Source organism: Desulfovibrio sp. SGI.230 (assembly GCF_050313065.1).
Classification (GTDB): domain Bacteria; phylum Desulfobacterota; class Desulfovibrionia; order Desulfovibrionales; family Desulfovibrionaceae; genus Desulfovibrio.
This window is the reverse complement of sequence record NZ_JBNPKS010000003.1, coordinates 100248-123662: the sequence shown is the minus strand read 5'-3', so window position 1 is coordinate 123662 and position 23415 is coordinate 100248. Positions and strand designations below refer to the sequence as shown.

Here is a 23415-nt window from a genome sequence, read left to right as displayed (position 1 = left end):
GGCTACACCTTCTGCACTTTCGCTTTGCCGAGGATGCCGTCGGGACGGAAGATGAGGATGAGGATGAGCAGGGCAAAGGCCAGGGCATCCTCATAGTTGCCCGACAGGTAGCCGGTGGTCATGCTCTCGGCGATACCCAGCACAAGGCCGCCCACCATGGCACCGGGGATGGAACCGATGCCGCCGAGCACCGCGGCCGTGAAGGCCTTGAGGCCGGCCAGGAAGCCGATGCCGAAGTTGACCTGTCCCATGTGGGAGGCGATGAGCACGCCGCCCAGGGCCGCCAGGGCCGAGCCGACGATGAAGGTAAGCGAGATGATGCGGTCGGCATTGATGCCCAGCAGCAGGGCCATCTTGCGGTTCTGCGCGGTGGCGCGCATGGCCTTGCCCATGCGGGTATAGCGGATGAACAGGCTCAGGGAGACCATGGCCAGCGTGCTGGTGGCGAGGATCAGGAAATCACTGGGGCCCATGATGTTGCCCAGGTAATCCAGAAACTCCATCTCCGGCAGCAGGCGGGGGAAGGGGACATAGTCAGAGGTCTGCGCCAGCAGCACATAGTTCTGTAGGAAGATGGACATGCCGATGGCCGAGATGAGGGGCGACAGACGCGGGGCGCCGCGCAGGGGTTTGTAGGCCACCTTTTCCAGAGTATAGCCGTAGGCCGCGCTCCAGACCACGGCCGCGAGGGCCGCAACGATGAGGATGCCTCCGGCGGGGAAACCGACGATGCCCAGCACACCGGCTACCAGCAGGGCCGTGAAGGCGCCCAGCATGTAGATTTCGCCGTGTGCGAAGTTGATCAGTTCGATGATGCCGTACACCAGCGTATAGCCCAGGGCGATGAGGGCATAGATGCTGCCGCGTGTGAGGCCGCCGAAGAAAAGTTCGATAAAGTACTGGAAGTCCATGCCGTTACAGGGGCTGCGGTTTACCCGGGCGCAGCGGGCAAGAGGGCGCGGAGGCCATGCCTCCGCGCCCGTGCGCCATAGTATCCTATTAATGCAGAGTGACGCTGTGGTCGCTTTCGACGAACTTGCCGTCCTTCACCACGTAGACGGACAGGCCCAGACCGGTGGCGTCACCGGCCTTGTTGAAGGACATCTTGCCCAGAGGGGTGTCCACTTCGGTGCTCTTCAGAGCGGCCATGATCTTGTCGGTCTCGGTGCTGCCGGCCACTTCGATGGCCTTGATGAGGGCCTGGGTGGCGGCATAGGCGTTGTAGTAACCGAAGCCGGGCTCGCTGCCGAACTGCTTGACGTGGGCTTCGCGGGCGTGCTTGTACATGGCCAGGGTACTGGTATCCTTGGGATAGGAGGCCATGACGCCTTCGCTGTCCTTGCCGGTCATCTTGAGGAAGGTCTCGTCCTTCACGCCGTCAGGACCGATGAGGGGGGTCTTGACGCGGTCGCGGCGCATCTGCTGCACCAGCTTGGAGGCGGTGTTCTGGTAGCCGCCGAAGATCAGGACGTCGGCCTTGGCGCGACGCAGCTTGCGCACCACGGCGGAGAAGTCCACGGCGTCGGGGGTCACGGCTTCGAACAGGACGGTCTCGACGCCGGCCTTTTCGAGGATGCCGCGGTTCTGCTGGGCAAAGCCCTTGCCGTATTCGCCGTTGTCATGCAGGTAGGCGACCTTCTTGGCCTTCAGCACTTCGATGATGTAGCTGCTGGTCAGCTGGGCCTGGGCATTGTCGTTGGCCACGGTGCGCAGGAACAGGGGGTGCTTGCCTTCCAGGGTCAGGGCAGGCGTGGTGGCCGTGGGGGAGATGCTGATGATGTTGGCGCTTTCATACATGGGCAGGGAGGCGTTGGTGGCGCCGGAGCAGATGGGGCCCATGATGGCCACGACCTTGTCGGAGATCAGCTTGGTCGCGGCGTTGGTGGCCAGTTCGGGCTTACACTGGTCGTCCTGGGACACCAGTTCGATCTTTTTGCCCAGCACGCCGCCCTTGGCGTTGGCTTCTTCAATGACGATCTTGGCGGCATTGAGGCTGGGGACGCCGTACGAGGCCAGGTCGCCGGAATGGGCGCCCTGCACGCCGATTTTGATGGTGTCGGCGGCCATGGCAGGAGCCGCAACGGCAACGCTGCACAGCGCGGCCATGAGCCAGGTCATGCACTTTTTCATTTTCTCCCTCCTTGAGAGACTCCATGCACTGCCGGGCGTCGCACAACAGCAAAGCGACGTCTACCTTGCGGCAGTATAAGCCCTTTCTATTGCATCTTTATCTGATTCCTGTCAATGCGGTTTGCCGGATGGACACACAAATCCATCTCCCCCGCACGGCCACATATCTACTGTGATTTCTTGTGGCTGGAACGCAGGTGCAGGCGCATGGGCGCATGCGTGATGCCGAAGATGCGGCGCAGGGCGCGTTCCAGATAGCGGGCATAGCTTTCCGGCACGCGGTCGGCGTCACTGACGAAAAAGACGAAGGTCGGCGGCTGGGACTCGGCCTGGGTCAGATAGAAGAACTTGGCGCGCACGCGCTTGACCACCGGGGGCTGGTGGCGGGTCAGCACTTCTTCCATGGCACGGTTGAGCTGGCCGGTGGGCACGCGGATGGCGCATTCCTCATGGATCTTGCGGGCCATGGGCAGGATCTTGTTCAGGCCCGTGCCCTTGAGGGCCGAGACCGTGAGGATGGGCACATGCTTGCAGAAGGCCAGCATCTCGCTCACGTTCTGCAGCAGTTGCTTGAGCTGACCGGCGGGCACCAGGTCGCACTTGTTGACCAGCACCATGAAGGGGATCTTGCGGGTATCCAGCAGATCCATGAGGCGCTTGTCCTGCTGGCTCACGCCTTCGGTGGCGTCCAGGGTCAGCAGGGTCACGTCGGCCTTGGTGGTGGACTTGAGGGCCGCGTTGACGGAGTACTTTTCCACGATGTCCGTGATCTTGGTACGGCGGCGCACCCCGGCGGTATCCACAAAGACGTAATCCTGACCGTCGCGCTCGAAGCGCACGTCCACGCTGTCGCGGGTGGTGCCGGCCACGTCGGAGACGATCATGCGTTCCTCACCGGCCAGGGCGTTGATCATGGAGGACTTGCCCGCATTGGGGCGGCCCAGCATGGCCAGGCGCAGGGCCGGGGGCTCGTGTTCGGCTTCGTAATCATCGGGCAGCAGGTCGGCCAGTTCTTCGGTGAGGGCGCGGATGTTGTGCCCGTGCTCGGCCGAGACCGGCAGCAGGGGGAAGCCCAGGCTGTGGAACTCGGCCAGCAGCTCGTCTTCCTTTTCCAGGCCGTCCACCTTGTTGACCACGCAAAGGGTGGGCAGGCCCATGCGGCGGATGTGGGCCGCCAGATATTCGTCCAGGGGCAGCAGGCCGTCACGGCCGTCCACCACGAAGGCCACGGCACAGGCGTCCTTCATGGCCGCCTCGGCCTGGCGCAGGATGTCGGACTCGAAGCCGCGGATGCCTTCGGGGCCTGCGGTGACCATGGCATGGGCATCCAGGGTGATGCCGCCGGTATCCACGATGCCGAAATCAGGATGGCCCTTGCGGCGGACCACACCTTCCATGCGGTCGCGGGTCACGCCGGGACGGTCATGGGTGATGGCGCGGTTGCTGCGGATCAGGCGGTTGAACAGAGTGGACTTGCCCACGTTGGGGCGTCCCACCAGAACGATGCAGGGTAATGAGGACATGGGTCTCCCTTCGGCCATGACGGGCCGTTGTTGCGAAAATGGGGCCGCACGGGGCGGCGGGCATGGCGCACGGAGAAACGGGATGGAAAAAAGGCCCCTCAAAGCGGGGTGAGCGCCACACGCTGCGCTTGTGTAGCATCCTTGAGGCCGTTTGAAAAGAAAAAAATGCCCCGCGGGCGCATTTGCCGGAATCGACCGGATGCGGGCAGACAACACAGCGGGATGACAGGCGTTTTTTCAGGATGCCGTCAGGGCGGCAGAAAGCCGTGCCGGGCAGTCGTAAAAAAACAGTCCCTGCCGGTCCGAAGGGCCTGCAGGGACTGTGTGGGTGTGGCTGATCGCTGGGGCCGCCGGAGCGGCCATGGCCCGGAGAGGGGGCCTTGGGGAAAAATGCGGTGCGGGAGGCACTCACTCGTTGCCCTCGCTCCGGCTCTCGCTGACGGGCAGGGGCAGCAGCAGGCGGAACAGGGCCCCGCCTTCGGGGCGGTTGGCCGCCGTGATCTGGCCGCCCCGACCGTGGGCAAGGCCCGTGGCCACGGAAAGGCCCAGGCCCGCAGCCCGGCCCGCCTGACGGTGGGTGGTGAAGAAGGGCTCGAAAATATGGGGCATGATGTCGTCAGCGATGCCGGTACCGCTGTCGGCCACCGAAAGTTCGTACCAGGTGGTGCCGTCGTCATCGGCGGGCAGCAGCCGGGCGCCGATGTCCAGCGTGCCGCCCTCGGGCATGGCGTCCAGGGCGTTCTCCACCAGATGCAGGCAGATCTGTTCCAGCTCCAGCGCGGAGCCCAGGGGACGGGGCGCGTCCTCGCCCCATTCCGGCGGGAAGTGCAGCCGGCAGGTCACCTTGAGGCTGTCCATGCGGCCTTGCAGCAGGGTCAGGACACGGGAGACCACGGCCTGCACGTCCATGGGCGCGCTGCGGGGGTCCAGGCCCACACCGGCCATGAGCAGCTTGCGGGTGATCTCGCGCACGCGCATGCTCTGGGTCACGATGGCCTTGAGGGACTCGCGCAGGTCCTCGATGTCGGGCAGGGCCTCGGCCTCGGGGCTGTCCAGACTGTCGCCCATGAGGCCCGCGGCCTGGACGATGATGTTCAGGGGGTTGTTGACTTCGTGGGCCACGCCTTCGGCGATGCGGCCCAGACTGCGCAGGCGGGCCTCTTCGGCCAGACGCCAGGCCTGGCGCCGGGATTCGGCCCGCTCCCGGGCCTTGCGGCATTCTTCCAGCACCGCATCCAGCGAGACGGGCTTGGCAAGCCAGTTGAGCGCGCCGCGCCGCATGGCCTTGACCGCCTGGCTCATCTCCGTGGCGCCGGAGAGCATGACCACATCGGGACGCGGTTCATGTTCCTGCAGGAGCTTGAGCAGGGAGACGCCGTCCATGCCCGGCAGGCAGACATCCAGAAAGACCAGATCCCATTCCTGCCGGGAGAGCATGCCCAGGGCCGTTTCCGCATCGCCGGCCACGGCAGCCTCGATACCGCGCAGCTCCAGGCGCTGTGCCAGCGGTTCGGCAAAGGCCTGTTCGTCGTCGACGATGAGTACACGCATGACGTCTTTCCCCCTTGCGACAATGCGTCAACATGATGCACGCCCGGAGCGTGCGGGATCTTTCCTGTCCGGCGGTACTGCCGCCGGACAGGGGCAATGGCGGCCTAAAGCTTGTGCTCGGCCAGGAGGTCTTTTTCGTTGAGGACATCCTGGGCGGCGTCGAAATCACCGCCTTCGGCCAGGCTGACAGCCACCATGGCGTTCTCCACCTTGTCGCGGTAGGCCATGCGGATGCTGTTCAGCAGCTCGTCGATGTCCATGGGTTTCTTGAGGAAGTTGTAGGCGCCCATGCGGTAGGCCGTCTGTTCTTCGGCATCACCGCCGTGACCGGTCAGGATGATGACCTGCACCTGGGGGTTGCTCTTCTTGACGCTGCGCAGCACTTCGAAACCGTCCATGCCGGGCATGCGCAGGTCCAGGACGATGACGTCGGTGGGCTCTTCAACGGCTTTGAGGGCCTGCGGGCCGTCATAGGCCACGCGCGCTGAAAAACCGCGCATGGCAAGGCGCTCGGCAAGCGTGTCCACAAACTGTTTTTCGTCGTCTACCAGCAGAATCTTGATCTCTTCCTTGCTCATGCCATTCTCCTTCACCCGGTGATGCCGGGAAAAATGTCGTTCTAGTCTTCACTCCCGCAGGCGGAAATGGAGAGGAAAAAGCGCTGTGCCGGATCGCGCCAGGGCATCAGCAGGGCCTGCCAGCCGGGCCGGGGCCGGGCGTTGAGCAGGGGGCTGCCCGTCAGGGCCGCCAGGGCCATGTCGCGATTGGCGCCGTCGCAAACTTCGATGATGATGCCTTCCACCTTGTTCTGGCGACCGGCGGAAAAGCGGAGCTTCACCTGCCCGCCCACGGAGGCGCACAGGTCGAAGATGTCCAGCAGGGCGCGCAGCACCGCCAGGGCGGGCACGGCGGACCATACGGGTTCTTCGCTGTCGGCAGATTCCAGCACCATCTGCACGGCGCGGGCCCGGCGGGCCGCCATGAGGCAGAAGGTGCCGGCCACACGCGCCAGGTCGCAGGGCGCGTTCTCGTTCTCGCTATGGCTGACCTGGGCCAGGTACTCCATGCACTCGGCCAGAGCCGCGCCCCGCAGGATCTGCTGCTGGGCTTCCTTCAGGGCCTTGATGACGCGCGGGTCGGCGGGCTTGTCGGCCCCGGCGGCCAGCTGCACCATGTCCTGCGCCAGTCCGGCGGATTCGCGGATCACGGCCAGCACGTTGCGCATGTCGTGCGTGGCCGAGGCCAGCAGACGTCCCATGCATTGCGAATCGGTCATGCTACGCCCCCCTGGCCTTGTCGCTGCCGGTGCCGCCGGAACGGGCAGCGGCTTCCAGCGTTTCCAGGAACATGCCCAGGCTCAGCGGCTTGGTCAGGCAGGCGAAGGCACTGGCCACGGGGCTGTCGCCGGAATCGTCCACGGAGTCATGCCCCGTGAGCACGATGACCGGCAGGCCGGGGTACTTCCGGCGCACCTGCTGGAGGACGGCGTCCCCGGTCATGCCGGGCATGAGCAGGTCCACCACCATCACGTCGGGCAGGGCCTCCGCGGCCGCCATCTCGTCCAGGGTGGTCAGGGCCGCCTTGCCGTCCAGGGCCACCCGTACTTCGATACCGCGCAGATCCAGACGCTCGGCCAGGGTCTCCACGAATTCCTTCTCGTCATCGGCCAACAATACACGCAGTGCCATCTTAAGCCTCCACAGGACGTTCCGGCGGTGTAAGCGGCAGCGTGATGCTGACCGTCGTGCCCTTGCCTTCGGTGCTGTCCACGGTGATCTCGCCGCCGAGACGGCGCACGATACCGTAGGTGATAAACATGCCCAGACCGTTGCCCTTCTCCTTCTTGGTGGAATAGAAGGGCTCGAAGATGTGCTTGATCACTTCCGGGCTCATCCCCTTGCCGTTGTCGGTGACGCGCACCAGCAGCCCGCCGTCGGCCATCCGGCTGCAGGCGATGTCCACCTTGCCGCCGTCAGGCACCGCATCCAGGGCATTGCCCATGATGTTGAGGAAGACCTGCTGCAGCTGGCCGCGGTCGGACACAATGTCCGGCAGGCCTTCGGCAAAGTCCGTGCCGATGGTCACGCCGCGGTTCTTGGCGCCGCGTTCCAGAAAGCCCATGGTCTCGGTCAGCACTTCGGGCACGCTCAGTTCCTGGCGGTTGGCCTCCATGCGCCGGGCAAAGCCCAGCAGACGGTGGGTGATGCCGCGGGCACGTTCCACGGTGCTCTCGATGGCCTCCAGCAGGCTGATGAGCCTGTCCTTGCGCTCGAAGTTGCCGCTCATGTGCAACAGGTCGAGACCAAGGCCCGCCTTTTCATTGATGACGGCCAGGGGGTTGTTGACCTCGTGGGCCACCCCGGCTGCCAGCCGGCCGATGGAGGAGAGCTTCTGGTTGTGTTCCATCTGGGCGAAGACCGCCACGCGGCGTTCGTCGCTGGCCTGCAGGCGTCCCACCAGATGCTTCATCAGCAGGTGCGAGACCAGCACGATGATGGCGATGCCGCCGCAGAAGACCAGCAGCAGCTCGCTGCGCAGGGCCGTCCAGGGTTTGTAGATGTCCAGGGTGGGCTTGACGGCCAGGAGCATGAAGTCCGTGCCCGCCAGGCTGGTATAGGCCACCATGAGATCCTGTCCGCTGTCGTCCTTCCAGGGCCGCACCGTGGTCTCGAAGGACTGGGGCGGCAGGGTCAGGGGCAGCTTGTCCAGCACCTTGCCGTAGAAACGGGAGTTGGTCTGGAGCACGCCCCGGCTGTCACAGAGAAAGGCGTCGGTATCCTGCATCAGGCCCACGGCCGCCACCAGGCGTTCCAGCCGGGAGGTGTCGATGGTCACGCGCAGGGTCCATTCCCGGCCGCTCTCTTCCATGCGGTGCACGGCGATGACCATGTGCGGGAAGCCGCGCAGCCCCAGGAAGACGTCGCTGATGTAGCGGCCCTTGACCTGGGCCTCGCTGAGCCAGGGCTGTCCGGCGTAGTCGGCGTCCTTGAGCTTGTAGGGGCCCACATAGGCCACCTGCCGCCCGTTCACATCCACCAGGCCCATGTCCACGAAGCCCTGGAACTCGCTCTTGAGCGCCAGGAAGACGCGGTTGAGGGTCTGCTCGTTGGTCAGGTCGTCAAAGCTGTAGGCATGGGCGATCAGACTGACGGTGGAGGCCCGCTCGCCGAGGAAAAGCTCCATCGAGGCCTGCGATTTGCGCACCATGGCGTAGAGCGGGTTCTCCATCTCCCGTTCCAGGGTGCTCATGTACTGGGCGTGGTTGATACCGGTGAGGATCAGCAGCGGCGTCACCGACACCGTGACCATCAGGATGGTCATGATGCGCCGCAGTGAGCGGTAACGCGCTGGTGATACGGCGTCCGGCACTTCCAGCAGATGCCCGAAATACGCTTTGATTGCAGAAAACATGCGACCTCCCGCGCAGGAACGGCGCGGCCTGTGCTCCGTCGGCCTAATGCCCGCCGCCCACCAGGATGCCGGAGGCGGCCAGCACCAGCACCAGCACTTCGAGGATGGCGATGACGCACAGCAGCCACTGCTTGCGACGCGCCAGGGAAAGCGCCAGCTGGGCGAAGCAGACGATGGTCAGGCCCGCCAGGATGATGATGCCCACAAAGTTGCAGATGTCGCCCTTGCCGATGAGGGCCAGCCAGCCCCAGCCCTGCGGGATGCTGCCGGCGGCACGGTAATCGGCGGCGCTGCCGGTCCACAGGCGCGGCAGGTCGTCCAGGGGGATCTGCGGGGTGAGGATGCCCGTCACGTACAGGACGTAGGTGATGAGCATGATCACGAAACCGATGAGGGAACCATAGAACAGAGTATCGGCATAGCGCAATTGCGCGGGCGAAGCCTGGATGTCATTCTTGTTCATTTTTCTGTCTCCTTCATGCCCGGCAGCTTACCAGCCCAGGCCCTTCAGCAGCGCCTTGGCGCCAGAGAAAAACAGCACGGCGATGACCATGATACGGATGAACTTGGGCTTGGCCTTGGCCAGCAGGCGCACACCCACCACGGAACCGAGCATCAGGCCCACGATGGACGGGATGGCCATCAGCGGGATCACGCAGCCCTGGTTCAGGTAGACCCAGGCGGCGGAAGTATCGGTGATGGAGAGCAGGAACTTGGAGGTACCCACGCTGACCTTCAGCGGCACGCCCATGAGCAGGTTGAGCACGGGCACGTTGGCCCAGCCGGCGCCCAGGCCGAACATACCGGCCATGATGCCGATGACGATGAACAGCAGCAGACCGGCCAGGGTGCGGTGGGTCTTCCAGTCCACCACTTCACCGGTGCTGGGCTCGAGGAACACACCGTTCATGCCCAAGGCCAGGCCCACGGCGTCCTGCTTGTTGACCACGGGACGCACGGAGTTCTTGGAGAAGAAGAGCAGTACGGCGATGCCCAGGATGGTCACGCCAAGGCAGGTCTGGATGATGTCGGTGGGCAGGGCCAGGCCCAGCATGGCGCCCACGATGGAGCAGGCCGAGGCGATGAGGGCCACGGGCAGGGCCAGACGCAGGTTGGCGAAGTTACGGCGCAGCAGACCGGGACCGGCAGCCAGGGCACCGGCCAAGGCCACCAGCAGGCCCGCGCCGCGGACGAAGTCCAGATGGAAGGGGAAGAAGCCCGAGACCAGCGGCACGAAGAGCACGCCGCCGCCCACGCCGGCCATAACGGCGATGATGCCGAGGATGAAGCAGAAGAAAAGCAGCGCCACAGGCCAGAACCACCACGGATGGTTGTCCACGACCTGGGCGGTCTGCACGTCGCCCGTGGTGGCGGCCACCGGCGAAGGCGTCACGGCCGTATCCTGGGCATCGGCCACGGTGACGACGTTCGTCTGGGCGGCAGGAGCCGTAGCGGCGGCATCGGCCGCCATGCTGATGGCCGGACAGGCCAGGACGAAGGTCAGGAAAAACAGAACGAGCCACTGCCCGGCAGTGGCTTTGACGGCACGGGCCGTCGTTGCAAGTGCGTTGCGCGCCATGTGATCCCCCTTTACTGTCTGGTGGGGCGGTGCCCCACATGCATTCCTTTTGATGGCCTTACCCTACGCGTACGGCGGGGCGGCCGGTATCAGGAGAATCCTGAAATTGGCTCCATCAGCGGCCTGTGGCCGGAAGATGCGGTACAGGTGACTGCTTTTATTCGTTATTTTCTTCACAAAAAACAGCTGCCACACCCGCATGCGGACAGGAATGGCTCTCAGGAGGAAGAGCTTACATGGGGAAATCTCCCCATAGCGGCGGGGAAAGCCGCTTTTTTCCTGATGCCTGTCCGGCATCCCGGAGAGGGGCACGGAGCGCAGGCGACGCGGGCCTGAAGGACAGATAGGCAAGAGGGAGAGGTGCAGAGCCGGGAAGCGTCCTTACTCGTTGGGACGGCCTCCGAAAAGCAGGGGCAGGTGGGCGGAGGGCACAGGGCATGTGCTGCGCCCTCCGGCCCCGGCAACGACTGTGACGGACAGGCGGAGGGCAGCAGGCCAGCCTGTTTGCGGCAACAGGGGCAGGCACTCGGGATGACAAAAGGCTGCCGGGACTGAGGGCGCAGGCAGCGCGGCAGACGCCCGGTCTTCGGTCTGCCGCGACGTCCGGGAGATTTTGCAGGGCACAGGACGGAAGAAAGCCCCCGCAGAGCAGGGGCTTTCCGTTCGGAAGGCGGACAGCGGCAGGATATGACGGATGCCGCTGCGTGATGGAGCAGGCAGGAGGAGGGGGGATCCCCTGCTTCGGGTCTATCCTTCGGAGGCCGGTTCCTTCTTGAGGGAACGCAGGTAGGCCAGTGTCTCGGCCTTGACCACCGGGGTCAGCATGATGAGGCCTATAAGGTTGGGGAAGGCCATGAGGGCGTTGAAGATGTCGGACAGGGTCCAGACCAGATCCAGCTTCATGGACGCGCCCAGGCCCACGGAGATGATGAAGGCCCAGCGGTAGGGGATGATGGCCTTGCTGCCCAGCAGGTATTCGATGGCCTTTTCGCCGTAGTAGCTCCAGCCGAGGATGGTGGAGTAGGCGAAGAGGATGATGCCGATGGTCACGATAAGGCCGCCCAGTTCGCCGGGCAGGCCCGTCTCGAAAGCATAGGAGGTGAGGGGGGCGCCGTTCTTGCCGGAAGTCCAGACGCCGGTGACGAGGATGACCAGGCCGGTCATGGAACAGACCACCAGGGTGTCGATGAAGGTCTGGGTCATGGAGATGAGGGCCTGCACCACGGGCTGGCTGGTGCGGGCGGCCGCGGCGGCGATGGGAGCGGAACCCAGGCCGGATTCGTTGGAGAACAGGCCGCGGGCCACGCCCAGACGAATGGCCATCATCACCGTGGCGCCGGCAAAGCCGCCGGTGGCCGCCACAGGCTGGAAGGCGCTGGACACGACCATGGCCAGGACGCCGGGGATCTCGGTGATGTGCATGAGGATCACCGCCAGCGCGCCCAGCACATAGAGGGCGATCATGACGGGGACCAGCAGGGCGGTCACGCGGCCGATGCTGCGCACACCGCCGATGATGACGGCGGCGGTCAGGCCCATGAGCACGATGCCGGTGATGCCGGGAGCGATGGAAAAGCTGTGGTTGAGGGCGTCAGCCACGGAATTGGACTGCACCATACTGCCGATGCCGAAGGTGGCGATGGCCGCGAAGAAGGCGAAGAGCGTGGCCAGCCATTTCCAGCCCAGCCCGCGCGAGATGTAGTACATGGGGCCGCCGCTGAAGGTGCCGTTCTCGTTCTGCACGCGGTATTTCACGGCCAGCACGGCCTCGGCGTACTTGGTGGCCATGCCCACAAGGCCGGTCATCCACATCCAGAACAGCGCGCCGGGGCCGCCGATGTAGATGGCCGTGGCCACACCGGCGATATTGCCGGTGCCCACGGTGGCGGAAAGGGCCACCATCAGGGCCTCGAAGTTGGAGATGTCGCCCTGGGCCTTCCTGTCGGGGGTCTTGCGGACGATGAGGGTGAATGCGTGGATCAGATGACTGAACTGCAGGGCTCGCAGGGAAAAGGTCAGCCACAGGCCCGTGCCGACCAGAAGGATCATCAATGGCCATCCCCAGACATACCCAGAAACCGTGTTCAAGAAATCCAGCATGTTCCCTCCCGGAAAAGAGGCCGCAGCCGCGTGCCTCCCGGCGTCTTTGCATTAAACTGAATACGCCGTTGTTTATAAATATTAAACCATGCTATAAAATTTTTTTGCGACTGCAAAGGGGTTTCAGCCGCAAAAGCTCACATCTTTCACATTTCATCCAAGGCCGCTCCTGCGGGGATGATCCGGGGAGCGGACACGGGGGGAACCATGATCCGTTCACTTCTGTCCTGCCTGCTGATGCTGCAGGTGCTGCTTTTTTCCCTTCAGGTCGCCACGGTCCAGGCCCGTGCTGATGCCGCCACGGAATATCAGATCCAGACCTTCCCGCTGGAGCGCAACGGCGTCGCCCTGCATCTGCAGCGTCTGGCCGTGGCCGGGACGCAGCCCCAGCGCCAGATCCTGCTGGTGCACGGCCTGACCTATTCCTCGCATGAGTTCGACGTGAACTATGCCGACTACAGCCTGGCCCGCTACCTTGCCGCGTGCGGCTTCGCTGTCTGGACCTTCGACGTGGCCGGTTATGGTGAATCCCAGGAAGTGGAAGACGGCTTCATGCCCAATTCCGACTATGCCGCCGAGGATGCTGCGGCCGCCGCGGCCGAGATCCTCAAGGTCTCCGGCCAGAAGAAGCTGGATGTGCTGGGCTGGAGCTGGGGCACCGTCACCAGCAGCCGCTTCGTGGCCCGTCATCCCGAGATGGTGAAGAAGTTGGTGCTGTATGCGCCCATCATGGTGGGCCTGGGTGCCGCCGAAGTGAAGGTGCCCTTCAACCACAATACCTGGCTGCATGCGGCGGGCGACTTCCAGACCACCAAGGACGGCGCCATCGACTACACCATCGTGGACCCGCAGGTGGTGGCCGTGTTCCAGTCCAACTGCTGGCGCTATGACAAGGACTCCAGCCCCAACGGCGGCCGCCGCGACCTGCTGGTCTCCGCGGAGACGCCTCTCATCGACCCCGCCGCCATCCGGGTGCCCACCCTGGTCATCGGCGGTGACAAGGACCCGTACCTGAACCTCGACAGCATGCGGGCCGCCATGAGCAAGCTGCCTTCCGGCTCCAAGCTGGAGATCATGCCCGGCGCTGCCCATGCCATGATGATGGAAAAGCCCTATTACAAGGAATTCCGCCAGAAGGTGGTGGAGTTCCTGGAACACTAGTCCCGGGCTGCGACAGGCCGGGATACCGGCTTGACGGAAAAGCCCGGTCATGACATACCGCCCCGTCCATCAGCTCATGCCGATAAACGGGGCGGTATCGTTTCAGGGAAGAAAGGGAGACGGCAGCGTGTTCGACGTACCGGAGCACGGCTGTCTGCCATGCGGGCAAGCTGCCGGTCTTCACACCGGGATGGGGCGCTGTGCAGGATGTTCCGGGGAAGGACGCTCCTTCCCGGCGTTGAGCAGGCTGCTACGCCTCCATCTCCACAGGCAGGCCGAGCATGGCGCGGCGCAGCATGTCCAGGGCGTGGCTGGCGGCGCGCTGGCGGGTCCAGGCCCGGCCCATGTAGCGGCCGTGGGGGCGCATGACGCGCAGCCAGGTCTGCCGGCCGTTGCTGAGGGCGATATAGACCAGGCCCACGGGCTTGGTGGCCGTGGCGCCGCCGGGGCCCGCGATGCCGGAGATGCCCACACCCCAGGTGCTGCCGTAGCGGGTGCAGGCCTGTTCGGCCATGCAGCGGGCCACTTCGGGGCTGACGGCCCCCACGCTGGCCAGCAGCTCTTCGGGAACGCCCAGCAGCCGGGTCTTGGCTTCGTTGGCATAGGTCACGACCCCCTGATGGAAGACCGACGAGGCACCGGCCACGTCGGTGATGCGTTTGGCCAGCAGGCCGCCCGTGCAGGATTCGGCCGTGGTCAGGGTCTCGCCGCGTTGCAGCAGCAGGGGCACGACGACGCTTTCCAGATTTTCCACGTCCACGCCGTAGACGTGTTCGCCCAGACGGCGGCAGACGGCATCCCGCACGGGGGCCACCAGCCGTGCGGCCTCTTCGGCGGTGGCGGCCTTGGCCGTGATGCGCACGAACATCTCGCCATCGGTGGCATAGGTAGCCACTGTGGGGTTGGCGGCACCGGTCATGTCGCGCAGCCGCAGTTCGGCATCCCCTTCGCCCAGGGCAAAGGTGCGCACCATGCTGGAGTGGATGCAGGCCCCGGTCTTGCGGGCAAGCCAGGGCACGACCTCGTCATGCAGCATGGGCAGGAGCTCGGACGGCGGGCCGGGCAGCAGGATGACCAGCTTGCCGCCTTCCGCAGGCGCGGCGCAGCCCGGGGCCGTGCCCACGCTGTTGGCAAAGGCGTGGCTGCCGCGCGGCAACCAGGCCTGCTTGTACTGGTTCTCGCCCACGGGCCGGTCACCGAAGTATTCCCGCAGCCTGCGCAGGCTGTCCGCATCTTCTTCCAGCGGCAGGCCCAGGACGCGGGCCACGGTCTCCTTGGTGAGGTCGTCGTTGGTGGGGCCCAGGCCGCCGGTGGTGATGATCAGGTCGCTGCGCTGCAGGGCGGCGCGCAGGCATTCTTCCAGGCGGGCGGCGTTGTCGCCCACCACGCAGGCATGGTGCAGGTCGATGCCCAGGGAGGAGAGGGCGCGGGCCACATGGGCGGCGTCCGTATTGATGGTGTGGCCGAGCAAAAGCTCGGTGCCCACGGAAATGATCTCGGCTTTCATGCGATGTTCCTTATCTGTGGGGATGCGTCGGGGCGGGCTCAGGCGGTGAAGACGCCGGTCAGCCAGCGGCGGAAGAAATCTTGTCCGGCGGCCGCGGCACGGCTGCCCAGGTCGCGGGCATCCTGACGGATGGCCGCCACGTCCAGACCGGCGGCGGCCAGTTCGCAGGCATGGCCCATGAGCCAGTGCTCCATGCGGGCGGCGTCGGCCTCGGCATGGAATTGCAGGGCCAGCTGGCCTGCCCCTGCCTGAAAAGCCTGATGGGGCGTGATGTCCGTGGAGGCCAGCAGGGTGGCGGCGGGCGGCAGGTCGAAGGTATCGCCGTGCCAGTGCAGCACGGGGGCCCCGCTCAGGGCTGCCAGGGGCGAGGCTGCGCCGGCTTCCGTCAGCTGCAGGCCGCCCCAGCCGATCTCCTTGGCCTTGCCCGCATAGACCGCCGCGCCCAGGGCCTGTGCCATGAGCTGGGCGCCCAGGCAGATGCCCAGCAGGGGCCGTCCTTCGCCCAGGCGGCTGCGGACGAGCTCCAGTTCACGGGAAAGGAAGGGATAGGCCGCCCCGTCGTGGACGCCCATGGGACCGCCCAGGACGATGCACAGGTCGGCATCGCGCCAGTCCCGTGCATCCGGGAGGCCATCCGCCACATGGCAGGCCTGTATGGTCCAGCCTGTTTCAAGGAGTACGGGCGCGAATGTCCCAAGATCTTCAAAAGCCAGATGTTGCAGTACGCAGCAGCGCATGGGGACCTCCTGTGAGGGAGCGTCGTCCGGTGTCATGGAAGGTACGGGCGCTCCCGCTGCCCCCTGTCATACACGCGGAATGCCGGGAGGGAAAGGCTTGCTCCCTTCATGCGCTTTTGATAGGAAATCATGTATGATACCCGGGATGACCCTATGAGTGATGTACCTTTACCGGCTGACTGGTATGAATCCCATGTCATGGGTGCCGCAGACCCCCTTTGGCAGTGGGACGTCCACAGTGACCGCATCGTCCTGAGCCCGGAGGCCGCCAACCTGCTGCAAGGCGGGGCGGGGAATGGTTACCGGGGCGAATGCGGGGCCTTCTGTGACGGCCTTGCCGAAGACCGGCAGGAAAGTGTCCGGCAGCTCTTCGGCAGCCTGCGCCGTTCTTCCTTCGACAGTGCCATGGAGATCCTGCAGACCGTGGGCGAGGACATCATCTGCTGCCGGGCCATCGTGCTGGAGCGTTTTTCCTGCGGCACGCCCCGCCTGCTGGTCGGGGCCCTGACCAGGCTGGACGGCAGGGGCTGGTTGCATGAGACCGGCGCGGAAGGCCGGTGGGTCTATGATTGCGCCCGGGAGGAATATACGCTGGACGGGAACTGTGCCCGGCTGCTCCGCCTTCCCGGCAGCGTCGGCCTGCGTCTGCCCCGCCAGACCATCCGGGACATGCTGGGGTCCGATGCCACACGCTTTTTTTCCAGCCGTTTTTCCCGGCTCGTGAACGCCCGTGACCATGACGGCAGCTTCGTAGAGCGCGTGCTGCTGCATCTGCCGGACGGCAGCCGCAAAAATTTTCTGGTTTCCGGCACCCTTGTGGGCCATGACGATTCCGGGCAGCCCGTCTATGTGACAGGGAACCTCGTGCAGCGGGGCGGGGAAGAACCTCAGGAGGCCCTTTCCAGCAAAAGCTGCGAGATCTCCCTCATGGCCCTGTTCGGCAGCGGTGACGGCCTGTGGGACTGGAACATGGAGACCAACACCATCTACTACAGTCCCCGCTATACCGCCATGCTGGGCTATGACAGGAGCACGTTCGGCAACACCTTCGAAAGCTGGCGGGACAAGTTGCATCCCGATGAGCGTCCGGCGATCCTGAAACGGCAGATGGACATCATCATGTCGCCCCGTTACGGTGACAGTTACGAACATTCTTTCCGCATGCGCAAGGCAGACGGCACCTATTGCTGGATACTGAGCCGGGCCCGCGTCCTGCGGCGCAACGCCCACGGTCGCGCCACGCGCCTCATCGGCCTGCATACGGACATCACCACCACCCAGGGAGAGCGCGACCGGCTGGCGGAGATGATCGAATACGATCCCCTGACGGACGTCCACAGCCTGGTCTATTTCCATAACGAGCTGGACCGGCTGGACATGCAGCCGGACAAGGTGGTCAGCATCATCAGCTGCGACGTCAACGGACTGAAACTGATCAACGACTATCTGGGACACGACACCGGCAACAGCATGTTGCAGACGGCCGCCCGTCTGCTGCGGAGCTCGCTGCGTTCCACGGACTGCGTAGCCCGGCTGGGCGGTGACGAGTTCGCCGTGCTGCTGCCCCGGTGCAATCTGCGCGATGCCGCGCGGGTCCTGGAAAAGATCAGGGCGGTGTTCCGGCATTACAACGAACATTCCGGCAATGTGCCGGTCATCATGTCCTTTGGCCTTTCCGGTGCGGAGGAGGCACCCTCCCTGCGGGAGGCCCTTGCCCTTGCCGACCGCCGGATGCTCCACGAAAAGCACGGCAGCCGGCTGGTTTCCGGCCATGCCATCAAGGCCTGGATAGAAAAACGCAAGGATTGCGTGGTATCCCTGGAGGAGAGCCGATATGATGGGTGAAGCGCCCGACCCCAATACAGTCATCGTGGATCCCCGCGAAGGCGGGCAGAAGCTGCTGCAATTCCTGCAACGGCGTCTGGATCTGCCGCCGTCGCTGCTGCATCGCTGGATCCGCACGGGTCAGGTCCGCATCAATGGTGGCCGGGCAAAACCGTTCGGCCTTGTGGCCGCGGGCGACAGCGTGCGCCTGCCTCCCTTTGCTCTGGGCATGAGCCGCCGGAGCAAGGCCACGGGAGGTCAGGCCTCCCCGGAGCAGGAGCATGAGCCGCGTCAGCGGACACAGGCCCTGCCCCCTGCCCCCCGTCCATTGCAGAAGGACGGGGACCTCTGGGTCTTCTGCAAGCCGGCGGGCCTGCCCACGCATCCCGGCACCGGCCACGAGGACAGTCTGTCCAGCCGTCTGGCGGCCCGGGCAGGGGATGCCCCGTTCAAGCCCACGCCTGTCCATCGTCTGGACAAGGACACTTCGGGCATCCTGCTGGTGGCTGCCAGTTTTTCCGTCCTGCGCGAGCTGACCACGGCTCTGCGTGAACGGCGGATGAAAAAAGAATATCTGGCCTGGGTGGAAGGGCGCTGGCCCCATACGGGGGTGCGCCTGTTCCGGCACTGGCTGCGCAAGGAGGCCGATAACGGCCGGGAACAGATGCATGTCCGGCAGACCGGCGCACCGGGCAATGGGGAGACGGAAGCCCTGCTGCTGGTCCGGCCCGTACGGGTGGAGGATCGTCGCAGTCTGCTGCTGGTCCGTCTGCTGACCGGGCGCACCCACCAGATCCGGGCCCAGCTTTCCTCCCTGGGGCATCCCATCGAGGGGGACGTCAAATACGGGGCCCGCGGACGTGCCGCAGGGACGCCCATGTACCTGCATGCCATGCGGGTCATCCTGCCGGATGGACGACGTTTTGCCTGCCTGCCCGACTGGCCCGCCGACAGGCTGCCGCAGGCCGTGCCGGACGAGATCGACGAGGCGGCGGCCCGGCAGGGGAACTGAATCCTAAGATGACCATAAAGAAAGGGGACGGCATGATGCCGTCCCCTTTTTGTGTGCTTGTTGCCTTGCCGGAAGGAGAGCGCCTGCCGGTAAAGGACGCGCAGGGAAAAAGGACTTTTTCGCTCGCGTTAGCGGGGCAGGGGCACGTTGGTCTGGAAACCGGTGGCCAGACACTTGGCCACATGGGCGCCGCTGCCGTCATAGACGTTGACGTCGTAGGTGAGCACATGGGCGCCGTTGCGCACCAGACGGGCTTCGGCCTTGAGGGGGCTGACCATACCGGGGCGCAGGTACTCGATGGTGGTGGACAGGCTGACCACACCGTGGTCGTTGCCGGCATTGGCCGCACAGCCGAAGGCCACGTCGGCCAGGGAGAAGATGGCGCCGCCGTGGGCCACGCCCATGCCGTTCTTGTGGTTCTCGGTGATGGGCATGGTCACGCGGGCATATTCGCGGCTGACTTCTTCGATGCACATATCAAGATGACGCACGAGCTTGTCGTGCTTGCGGACATAACATTCCATGTGGACTCCTTGCCCCGCCGGGCGGGGGATAAAAAAGGCCGGAAGAACTTCCGGCCCCGGTTACTTAGTAATAGTTCTTCTTTGCGTATATTACGCTACTTGCTGGATGCCGTCCAGCTTCCAGGTGCCACCGTCGAGCTCACGGACGAAATGCCAGATCTCGCGCATGTTGGAAGGCGTAGGCTGATCGGGACGTTCGCGCATGAGGACATCGAAGTAGACCTGGGCGCGCTGTTCCTTGTCTTCATTGACCACGCTCAGGAGCTGGGCGTTGACCAGCAGGATCTCGGTCTTGCTGGGTTCGGTCTCTTCGGCCAGCTGCTGACGCACGGCGTCCATGACGGCCGGGCTGGCGAACTGGGCGATATCGTTGAGATCACGGCTGTCCCAGGCAGCCTGGAGGCGGTTGTAGGCCATCTTGGCGCCGCGCAGGAATTCTTCGGCATCGAAGTCGGCGGGCATGGGGATGACCACTTCGGGCTGGCTGTTGTAGGCATTGTTCTGGCCGCTCAAGGTGTCCCAGCCGGAAGCCGCGGTGTCGTTACGCTGCAGGGGGGGCTCCATGCCGCCCATGGGAGCGTTGCCGGCACCGGCGGGCGCGGGCTGGGCCTTGCTGCGGGCGCGGGCAAAAAGCTTCAGGCCCACGAAGAGCAGGATGCCGAGCAGCAGGATGTCCATGATGCCGCCACCGGAGAAGCCGCCGCCGAAGAGCAGGGAGCCGATGAGCGAACCGGCCAGAAGGCCGCCGAGCAGGCCACCCATACCGCCGAGGAAGCCCTTGCGCTGGGGCTGCTGGGCCTGGGCCGCCTGCTGGCGCTGCTGCGTGGACTGGCGCTGCATGGCGCTGGGGGCCTGGGCGGGCTGAGACATGGAAGGACGGCTGCCGAAGGAACGCCCCCCGCCCAGACGGGCCGCATCAGCGGTGTCGGGCAGGGCATACATACAGGCGCCTCCCAGCATGATGAGCATGGTCAGGATAGCTTTGATCTTCATTGATGTCTCCGTAAGGGTAAAGATGCGTTCAGGCTTCTTTTCTCAATACCATTTACTATAGCTGGCTTGGGCAAAAAGGCAAGGCCCGCAAGGCTCTCCCGGGGGGACGGCCGGGGCTGCACGGTGATAATCGCGGGAAATACCTGCTGAAAAAAGTGTATTTTCGGCCTACCGGTTTTTGTCGGGCTGTTCCGCCGCATCCACGTACAGCCAGAGGACGCTCCCCAGGATCAGGGGCGTGGGCTGGCCGTCAGGGCCCTTGAGGGGCTGGCCGGGCACTTCCACCACGCAGCACCACCAGCCGGGCGCTCCGGGGGTGAAGGTGAACTGGCCGTCGGCATCGGTGCGGGCTTCCAGATCATGCTGCCAGGGCAGGGGGCCGGTCTTTTTTTCCGTGCGGATGCGGTCCATGTATACACGGGCATTTGTCAGGGGACCGTCAGGACCCAGTGCCTTGCCCGTAAAGCTGCTGCCTGCGGTCAGGCCGAAAGGCCGGGTCAGGGGCAGGATCTCCAGGCGCAGTCCGGCGGGCCGCCCCCAGCCTTCTTCCACGCCGCAGACCGGCAGGATGCTCTTGACGTACTGCTGCTCGAAGCATTGCCGTTCCGCATTGAGGCGCGGGCGGGTCTCGGTGATGAACTGGTAGAGGCCGGGCTGGTCGATGGCCACATTGGCGCCCCAGGCCTTGGTATCCAGGTACAGGCTTTCTTCCATGTCGCCCAGCAGGTCACGGCGCTCGGGCTGGGGAGTCCCGTTGACGAAACGGGTCCCGGCATCGTGCCGCAGCACGGCGAAGAGTTGCGGCATGTCCATGGGCTGGGCGGCATGTTCTCTGGGACGCATCAGGCTGATGAGCATGTCCACCTCCGCATTGAGCGGCGGCGGGGCGGGCTGGGCGGCAGCTTGGGCCTTGCTCTCCTCACCGGCGGCTTCGGCAGGGGCCTCCTTGCCGCTGTCGGCGGTGTTCTTGGCTTCTTTGGCGGCGGGCGCTTTGGCAGCCTGGGGTTCCGTGCCTTTTTTCTCGGCGGGGACGTCGATGAAGGTATGGCTGGGGATGAGCAGGGTGACTTCGGCGCGGGCCGGGGCAGGGACAGTCAGGGAGACGGCCAGGGACAGCATACAGCCCAGCAGGGCGGCACGTGGCAGTGACATGCTTCGATCCTTATTTTATGGGTAATATAGGGCAGATGTAGCAATTTTCCCCATTTTTGTCATGCGCCATTTCCAGAGGCGCCTCAGGGACGGGGCGTCCGCGCCAAGGCCAGGACATCCACGCGCGCGGCCCCGGCCCGACGCAGTTCGGCGCTGGCGGCCCGCAGGGTGCTGCCGGTGGTGATGATGTCGTCTACCAGCCACAGGTGCAGCCCCCGGACGTCGGCAGCCTGAAAGCTCCCGGCGGCGTTGCGCTGCCGCTGGGCCGCGGTGAGGCCTGTCTGGTGAGGGCTGTCCGCCGGACGGCGCAGCAGTCCGGGACGGACAGGAAGGGAGAGCAAGAGCCCCAGCGCCACGGCCAGCTCATGCGCCTGGTTGTAGCCGCGTCGGCGCAAATGATCCTCATGCTGGGGGATGCCCAGGACGGCGTCGGGCAATGGCAGGCAGGAGGCGGCATCGGCCAGCATCCCGGCCAGCAAGAAGGCCAGGGCCGGTTTGCCGCCGTGCTTGAAACGCAAGATGAGCTGGCGCAACGGCCCGTGGTACTGGCCGTGCAGTGCCAGTCCCTGCCAGGGAGGCGGGGAAGTCAGGCAGTCTCCGCACAGCAGCGGCTGCCCGGCGGCAGGCCAGGACAGGGGGAGCCCGCAGGCCCGGCAGCGGCCCCCGACGTACGGGCCCAGGGCCCGGGCACAGGCGGGACAGAGGCCGTGGGCCAGCATCCCGGCTTCCGGGCCGGAGCCGCCTGCCCCGTCATCCTCCACAGGCGTGCCGCAGACCGGGCAGCGGTGTTCGCTGAAGCCCAGCAGACGGGTCAGGCGGAACAGGAAGGAGGAGCGCCGCAACGGCGCCTCCGGGACGGCGCCCGGTCTCCCCTCCCTGACGTGATCCCGCCCGGCAGGGCTCACGGGCGGCCCTCCGCCAGACGGACGGCCCAGTCCCGGCCCCAGCGCTCAAGATCGGCGCACAGGTCGGGACGGGAAAGCAGGTCCTCGGGACAGGCCAGGCCCCGAAGGGTGCGGGTATCCGCTATCCGGGCGCCGAAGCTGGCAAAAAAGTATTTCAGGCCCAGCAGGCTGCCGGTGAAGAGCTGTTCCCCGCGCGGACGGGCCGCCGCCAGAGCCGCCAGCACCAGAGGGCCTTTGCCTGCCGGTCGGCCCGCCTCCACCCCGGCCCAGATGCGCTGGGAACGGTCCACCAGCGCCTTGGCCTGGGCGGGCAGGCCGTAGAAGTAGACGGGGGAGGTCCAGAGGACCACGTCCGCGGCGGCGATGGCCGCAAAGACGGCCTCGGCATCGTCCGTCCGCGCCAGCGGGCAGACATGGGGCGCGGCGTCACAGCTCTGGCAGCCCCGGCAGGGACGGATGTGCTTTTCCGGCAGGGCGATCTCCTCCACGGGCCCGCCGCCGGACAGTCCCCCGGTGATGAGGCGGGCCATGCTATGGGTGGTGCCGTTGGCGCGGGGACTGCCCAGCAGGGAAAGGATGCGCATCAGACGAAGTCCCCGCAGAAGGGGTTGTTGCGGCGTTCGTTGCCGATGCTGGTGGCCGGGCCGTGACCGGGCAGGACGGCCGTTTCCTCCGGCAGGGCGAAGAGCACCTTGCGGATGGAATGCAGCAGGGTGTCGTGATCGCCGCCGGGGAAGTCCGTGCGGCCCAGGGAGCGGTAGAAGAGGGCATCACCGGTGAACACGGCCTTTTCGTCCGGGAAGTAATAGGAGACGCCGCCGGGGGTATGGCCGGGGGTGTCCAGCACGGTGCAGGCCATGCCGCCGAAGGCCTGCGGCCCCGTGGGCAGGTCACGGCTTTCGAAGGCAGGCACCGGCGGGAAGCCCCAGATGCCGCCGTCGGAGGATTCCGTACCGATCAGGCAGGCATCGTGGACCGGAGAGTAGACAGGGGCGCCGGTCTCCTTCACCAGCGTGGCCACGCCGTACATGTGATCGAAGTGGCGGTGCGTGAGGCAGATGGCGGCCAGCGTCAGACCCTTGGCGCGCAGGTCGTGCAGGATGGGGGCGGGATCGCCGCCGGCATCGATGACCACGGCCTGGCCGTCCTTGTAGACGAGGTAACTGTTGGTCTCCAGCGGACCCAGAGGATAGACGGAATACGGCATGGGATCCTTCCTTTTGCGAATGGGATTTTCTTCTAGGTAGCGCAGGAGGGTCCGGGGGGCAAGCCCGCCCGGTACCGGCATATTCGCGGACGATATTTC

General features: G+C 65.4%; 22 protein-coding genes. 3 read left to right on the top strand and 19 right to left on the bottom strand.

Going from position 1 to position 23415, the window contains the following annotated elements; translation table 11 throughout:
• Nucleotides 1–2 precede the first annotated feature (2 nt).
• The 11 genes from ACQRAG_RS04410 to ACQRAG_RS04360 all read right to left on the bottom strand — a co-directional run bounded on the left by ACQRAG_RS04410 (nucleotide 3) and on the right by ACQRAG_RS04360 (nucleotide 12294).
• Nucleotides 3–911 (bottom strand): ABC transporter permease subunit, encoded by a 909-nt coding sequence (locus tag ACQRAG_RS04410; protein WP_320861622.1) that lies wholly within the window; start codon nucleotides 909–911, stop codon nucleotides 3–5.
• A gap of 88 nt (nucleotides 912–999) precedes the next feature.
• Nucleotides 1000–2130, bottom strand: coding sequence for a branched-chain amino acid ABC transporter substrate-binding protein (locus ACQRAG_RS04405; protein ID WP_297158967.1), 1131 nt, complete (start codon nucleotides 2128–2130; stop codon nucleotides 1000–1002).
• 167 nt (nucleotides 2131–2297) lie between these two features.
• Nucleotides 2298–3653 carry a ribosome biogenesis GTPase Der gene (gene der, locus ACQRAG_RS04400; protein ID WP_297137499.1) on the bottom strand — a complete coding sequence of 452 codons (1356 nt, stop codon included), beginning with the start codon at nucleotides 3651–3653 and terminating at the stop codon, nucleotides 2298–2300.
• Between the two features lie 408 nt (nucleotides 3654–4061).
• A complete protein-coding gene (locus ACQRAG_RS04395) occupies nucleotides 4062–5204 on the bottom strand; it encodes a sensor histidine kinase (protein WP_427803641.1) in 1143 nt (380 codons plus the stop codon).
• Between the two features lie 104 nt (nucleotides 5205–5308).
• A complete protein-coding gene (locus tag ACQRAG_RS04390) occupies nucleotides 5309–5782 on the bottom strand; it encodes a response regulator (RefSeq protein ID WP_006003526.1) in 474 nt (157 codons plus the stop codon).
• A gap of 41 nt (nucleotides 5783–5823) precedes the next feature.
• Nucleotides 5824–6480, bottom strand: a complete 657-nt coding sequence (locus ACQRAG_RS04385; RefSeq protein WP_297137492.1) for a sensor histidine kinase — start codon at nucleotides 6478–6480, stop codon at nucleotides 5824–5826.
• Between the two features lies 1 nt (nucleotide 6481).
• Nucleotides 6482–6892 (bottom strand): response regulator, encoded by a 411-nt coding sequence (locus ACQRAG_RS04380; RefSeq protein ID WP_168935213.1) that lies wholly within the window; start codon nucleotides 6890–6892, stop codon nucleotides 6482–6484.
• 1 nt (nucleotide 6893) lies between these two features.
• The gene (locus ACQRAG_RS04375; protein ID WP_204673840.1) at nucleotides 6894–8615 is read right to left on the bottom strand and encodes a sensor histidine kinase; all 1722 of its coding nucleotides are present in this window, start codon (nucleotides 8613–8615) and stop codon (nucleotides 6894–6896) included.
• A gap of 43 nt (nucleotides 8616–8658) precedes the next feature.
• Nucleotides 8659–9078, bottom strand: coding sequence for a DUF1634 domain-containing protein (locus ACQRAG_RS04370; protein WP_168935211.1), 420 nt, complete (start codon nucleotides 9076–9078; stop codon nucleotides 8659–8661).
• A 27-nt stretch (nucleotides 9079–9105) separates the two neighbouring features.
• Nucleotides 9106–10194 (bottom strand): sulfite exporter TauE/SafE family protein, encoded by a 1089-nt coding sequence (locus tag ACQRAG_RS04365; protein ID WP_168935210.1) that lies wholly within the window; start codon nucleotides 10192–10194, stop codon nucleotides 9106–9108.
• Between the two features lie 747 nt (nucleotides 10195–10941).
• Complete coding sequence (locus ACQRAG_RS04360; RefSeq protein WP_168935209.1) at nucleotides 10942–12294, bottom strand: alanine/glycine:cation symporter family protein; 1353 nt, start codon at nucleotides 12292–12294, stop codon at nucleotides 10942–10944.
• Nucleotides 12295–12501: 207 nt separating this feature from the next.
• On the opposite strand from ACQRAG_RS04360, the gene ACQRAG_RS04355 reads away from it, so the two are divergent.
• Entirely contained in the window at nucleotides 12502–13455 is a 954-nt protein-coding gene (locus ACQRAG_RS04355; RefSeq protein ID WP_427803640.1) for an alpha/beta fold hydrolase, read from the top strand.
• A gap of 250 nt (nucleotides 13456–13705) precedes the next feature.
• Here the strand turns inward: ACQRAG_RS04355 and ACQRAG_RS04350 are convergent, their stop codons facing one another.
• Both ACQRAG_RS04350 and ACQRAG_RS04345 read right to left on the bottom strand, forming a co-directional pair.
• Entirely contained in the window at nucleotides 13706–14962 is a 1257-nt protein-coding gene (locus tag ACQRAG_RS04350) for a competence/damage-inducible protein A (protein ID WP_321032172.1), read from the bottom strand.
• Between the two features lie 38 nt (nucleotides 14963–15000).
• Complete coding sequence (locus ACQRAG_RS04345; RefSeq protein WP_427803639.1) at nucleotides 15001–15699, bottom strand: glutamine amidotransferase; 699 nt, start codon at nucleotides 15697–15699, stop codon at nucleotides 15001–15003.
• Between the two features lie 153 nt (nucleotides 15700–15852).
• On the opposite strand from ACQRAG_RS04345, the gene ACQRAG_RS04340 reads away from it, so the two are divergent.
• Together ACQRAG_RS04340 and ACQRAG_RS04335 are read left to right on the top strand one after the other, a co-directional pair.
• Entirely contained in the window at nucleotides 15853–17544 is a 1692-nt protein-coding gene (locus ACQRAG_RS04340) for a diguanylate cyclase domain-containing protein (RefSeq protein WP_427803638.1), read from the top strand.
• Nucleotides 17534–18535 (top strand): RluA family pseudouridine synthase, encoded by a 1002-nt coding sequence (locus ACQRAG_RS04335; protein ID WP_168935204.1) that lies wholly within the window; start codon nucleotides 17534–17536, stop codon nucleotides 18533–18535. The genes ACQRAG_RS04340 and ACQRAG_RS04335 overlap by 11 nt, the downstream gene beginning before the upstream one ends.
• 128 nt (nucleotides 18536–18663) lie before the next feature.
• Here the strand turns inward: ACQRAG_RS04335 and ACQRAG_RS04330 are convergent, their stop codons facing one another.
• From ACQRAG_RS04330 to ACQRAG_RS04305, 6 genes are all read right to left on the bottom strand, one after another.
• On the bottom strand, nucleotides 18664–19059 hold the full coding sequence (locus tag ACQRAG_RS04330; protein WP_168935203.1) for a PaaI family thioesterase: 396 nt from the start codon (nucleotides 19057–19059) through the stop codon (nucleotides 18664–18666).
• A 90-nt stretch (nucleotides 19060–19149) separates the two neighbouring features.
• Nucleotides 19150–20052: a Tim44 domain-containing protein gene (locus ACQRAG_RS04325; RefSeq protein ID WP_300705791.1), complete on the bottom strand. Its 903-nt coding sequence runs from the start codon at nucleotides 20050–20052 to the stop codon at nucleotides 19150–19152.
• Nucleotides 20053–20220: 168 nt separating this feature from the next.
• Nucleotides 20221–21204, bottom strand: coding sequence for a DUF4198 domain-containing protein (locus tag ACQRAG_RS04320; protein WP_427805285.1), 984 nt, complete (start codon nucleotides 21202–21204; stop codon nucleotides 20221–20223).
• An 83-nt stretch (nucleotides 21205–21287) separates the two neighbouring features.
• The gene (locus ACQRAG_RS04315; protein ID WP_427805284.1) at nucleotides 21288–22046 is read right to left on the bottom strand and encodes a ComF family protein; all 759 of its coding nucleotides are present in this window, start codon (nucleotides 22044–22046) and stop codon (nucleotides 21288–21290) included.
• 59 nt (nucleotides 22047–22105) lie between these two features.
• Entirely contained in the window at nucleotides 22106–22693 is a 588-nt protein-coding gene (locus ACQRAG_RS04310; RefSeq protein ID WP_427803635.1) for a flavodoxin family protein, read from the bottom strand.
• Nucleotides 22693–23316: an MBL fold metallo-hydrolase gene (locus ACQRAG_RS04305; RefSeq protein WP_303876834.1), complete on the bottom strand. Its 624-nt coding sequence runs from the start codon at nucleotides 23314–23316 to the stop codon at nucleotides 22693–22695. Before ACQRAG_RS04305 ends, ACQRAG_RS04310 begins: the two co-directional genes overlap by 1 nt.
• Nucleotides 23317–23415: the final 99 nt, after the last annotated feature.

Bases quoted from the DNA above. Each gene is read 5' to 3' on its own strand.
- ACQRAG_RS04320 (WP_427805285.1), bottom strand. From the start codon at position 21,204: ATGTCACTGCCACGTGCCGCCCTGCTGGGCTGTATGCTGTCCCTGGCC.
- ACQRAG_RS04335 (WP_168935204.1), top strand. From the start codon at position 17,534: ATGATGGGTGAAGCGCCCGACCCCAATACAGTCATCGTGGATCCCCGC.
- ACQRAG_RS04365 (WP_168935210.1), bottom strand. From the start codon at position 10,194: ATGGCGCGCAACGCACTTGCAACGACGGCCCGTGCCGTCAAAGCCACT.
- ACQRAG_RS04370 (WP_168935211.1), bottom strand. From the start codon at position 9,078: ATGAACAAGAATGACATCCAGGCTTCGCCCGCGCAATTGCGCTATGCC.
- ACQRAG_RS04345 (WP_427803639.1), bottom strand. From the start codon at position 15,699: ATGCGCTGCTGCGTACTGCAACATCTGGCTTTTGAAGATCTTGGGACA.
- ACQRAG_RS04355 (WP_427803640.1), top strand. From the start codon at position 12,502: ATGATCCGTTCACTTCTGTCCTGCCTGCTGATGCTGCAGGTGCTGCTT.
- der (WP_297137499.1), bottom strand. From the start codon at position 3,653: ATGTCCTCATTACCCTGCATCGTTCTGGTGGGACGCCCCAACGTGGGC.
- ACQRAG_RS04330 (WP_168935203.1), bottom strand. From the start codon at position 19,059: ATGGAATGTTATGTCCGCAAGCACGACAAGCTCGTGCGTCATCTTGAT.
- ACQRAG_RS04350 (WP_321032172.1), bottom strand. From the start codon at position 14,962: ATGAAAGCCGAGATCATTTCCGTGGGCACCGAGCTTTTGCTCGGCCAC.
- ACQRAG_RS04310 (WP_427803635.1), bottom strand. From the start codon at position 22,693: ATGCGCATCCTTTCCCTGCTGGGCAGTCCCCGCGCCAACGGCACCACC.
- ACQRAG_RS04395 (WP_427803641.1), bottom strand. From the start codon at position 5,204: ATGCGTGTACTCATCGTCGACGACGAACAGGCCTTTGCCGAACCGCTG.
- ACQRAG_RS04405 (WP_297158967.1), bottom strand. From the start codon at position 2,130: ATGAAAAAGTGCATGACCTGGCTCATGGCCGCGCTGTGCAGCGTTGCC.
- ACQRAG_RS04380 (WP_168935213.1), bottom strand. From the start codon at position 6,892: ATGGCACTGCGTGTATTGTTGGCCGATGACGAGAAGGAATTCGTGGAG.
- ACQRAG_RS04325 (WP_300705791.1), bottom strand. From the start codon at position 20,052: ATGAAGATCAAAGCTATCCTGACCATGCTCATCATGCTGGGAGGCGCC.
- ACQRAG_RS04385 (WP_297137492.1), bottom strand. From the start codon at position 6,480: ATGACCGATTCGCAATGCATGGGACGTCTGCTGGCCTCGGCCACGCAC.
- ACQRAG_RS04305 (WP_303876834.1), bottom strand. From the start codon at position 23,316: ATGCCGTATTCCGTCTATCCTCTGGGTCCGCTGGAGACCAACAGTTAC.
- ACQRAG_RS04340 (WP_427803638.1), top strand. From the start codon at position 15,853: ATGAGTGATGTACCTTTACCGGCTGACTGGTATGAATCCCATGTCATG.
- ACQRAG_RS04390 (WP_006003526.1), bottom strand. From the start codon at position 5,782: ATGAGCAAGGAAGAGATCAAGATTCTGCTGGTAGACGACGAAAAACAG.
- ACQRAG_RS04375 (WP_204673840.1), bottom strand. From the start codon at position 8,615: ATGTTTTCTGCAATCAAAGCGTATTTCGGGCATCTGCTGGAAGTGCCG.
- ACQRAG_RS04410 (WP_320861622.1), bottom strand. From the start codon at position 911: ATGGACTTCCAGTACTTTATCGAACTTTTCTTCGGCGGCCTCACACGC.
- ACQRAG_RS04360 (WP_168935209.1), bottom strand. From the start codon at position 12,294: ATGCTGGATTTCTTGAACACGGTTTCTGGGTATGTCTGGGGATGGCCA.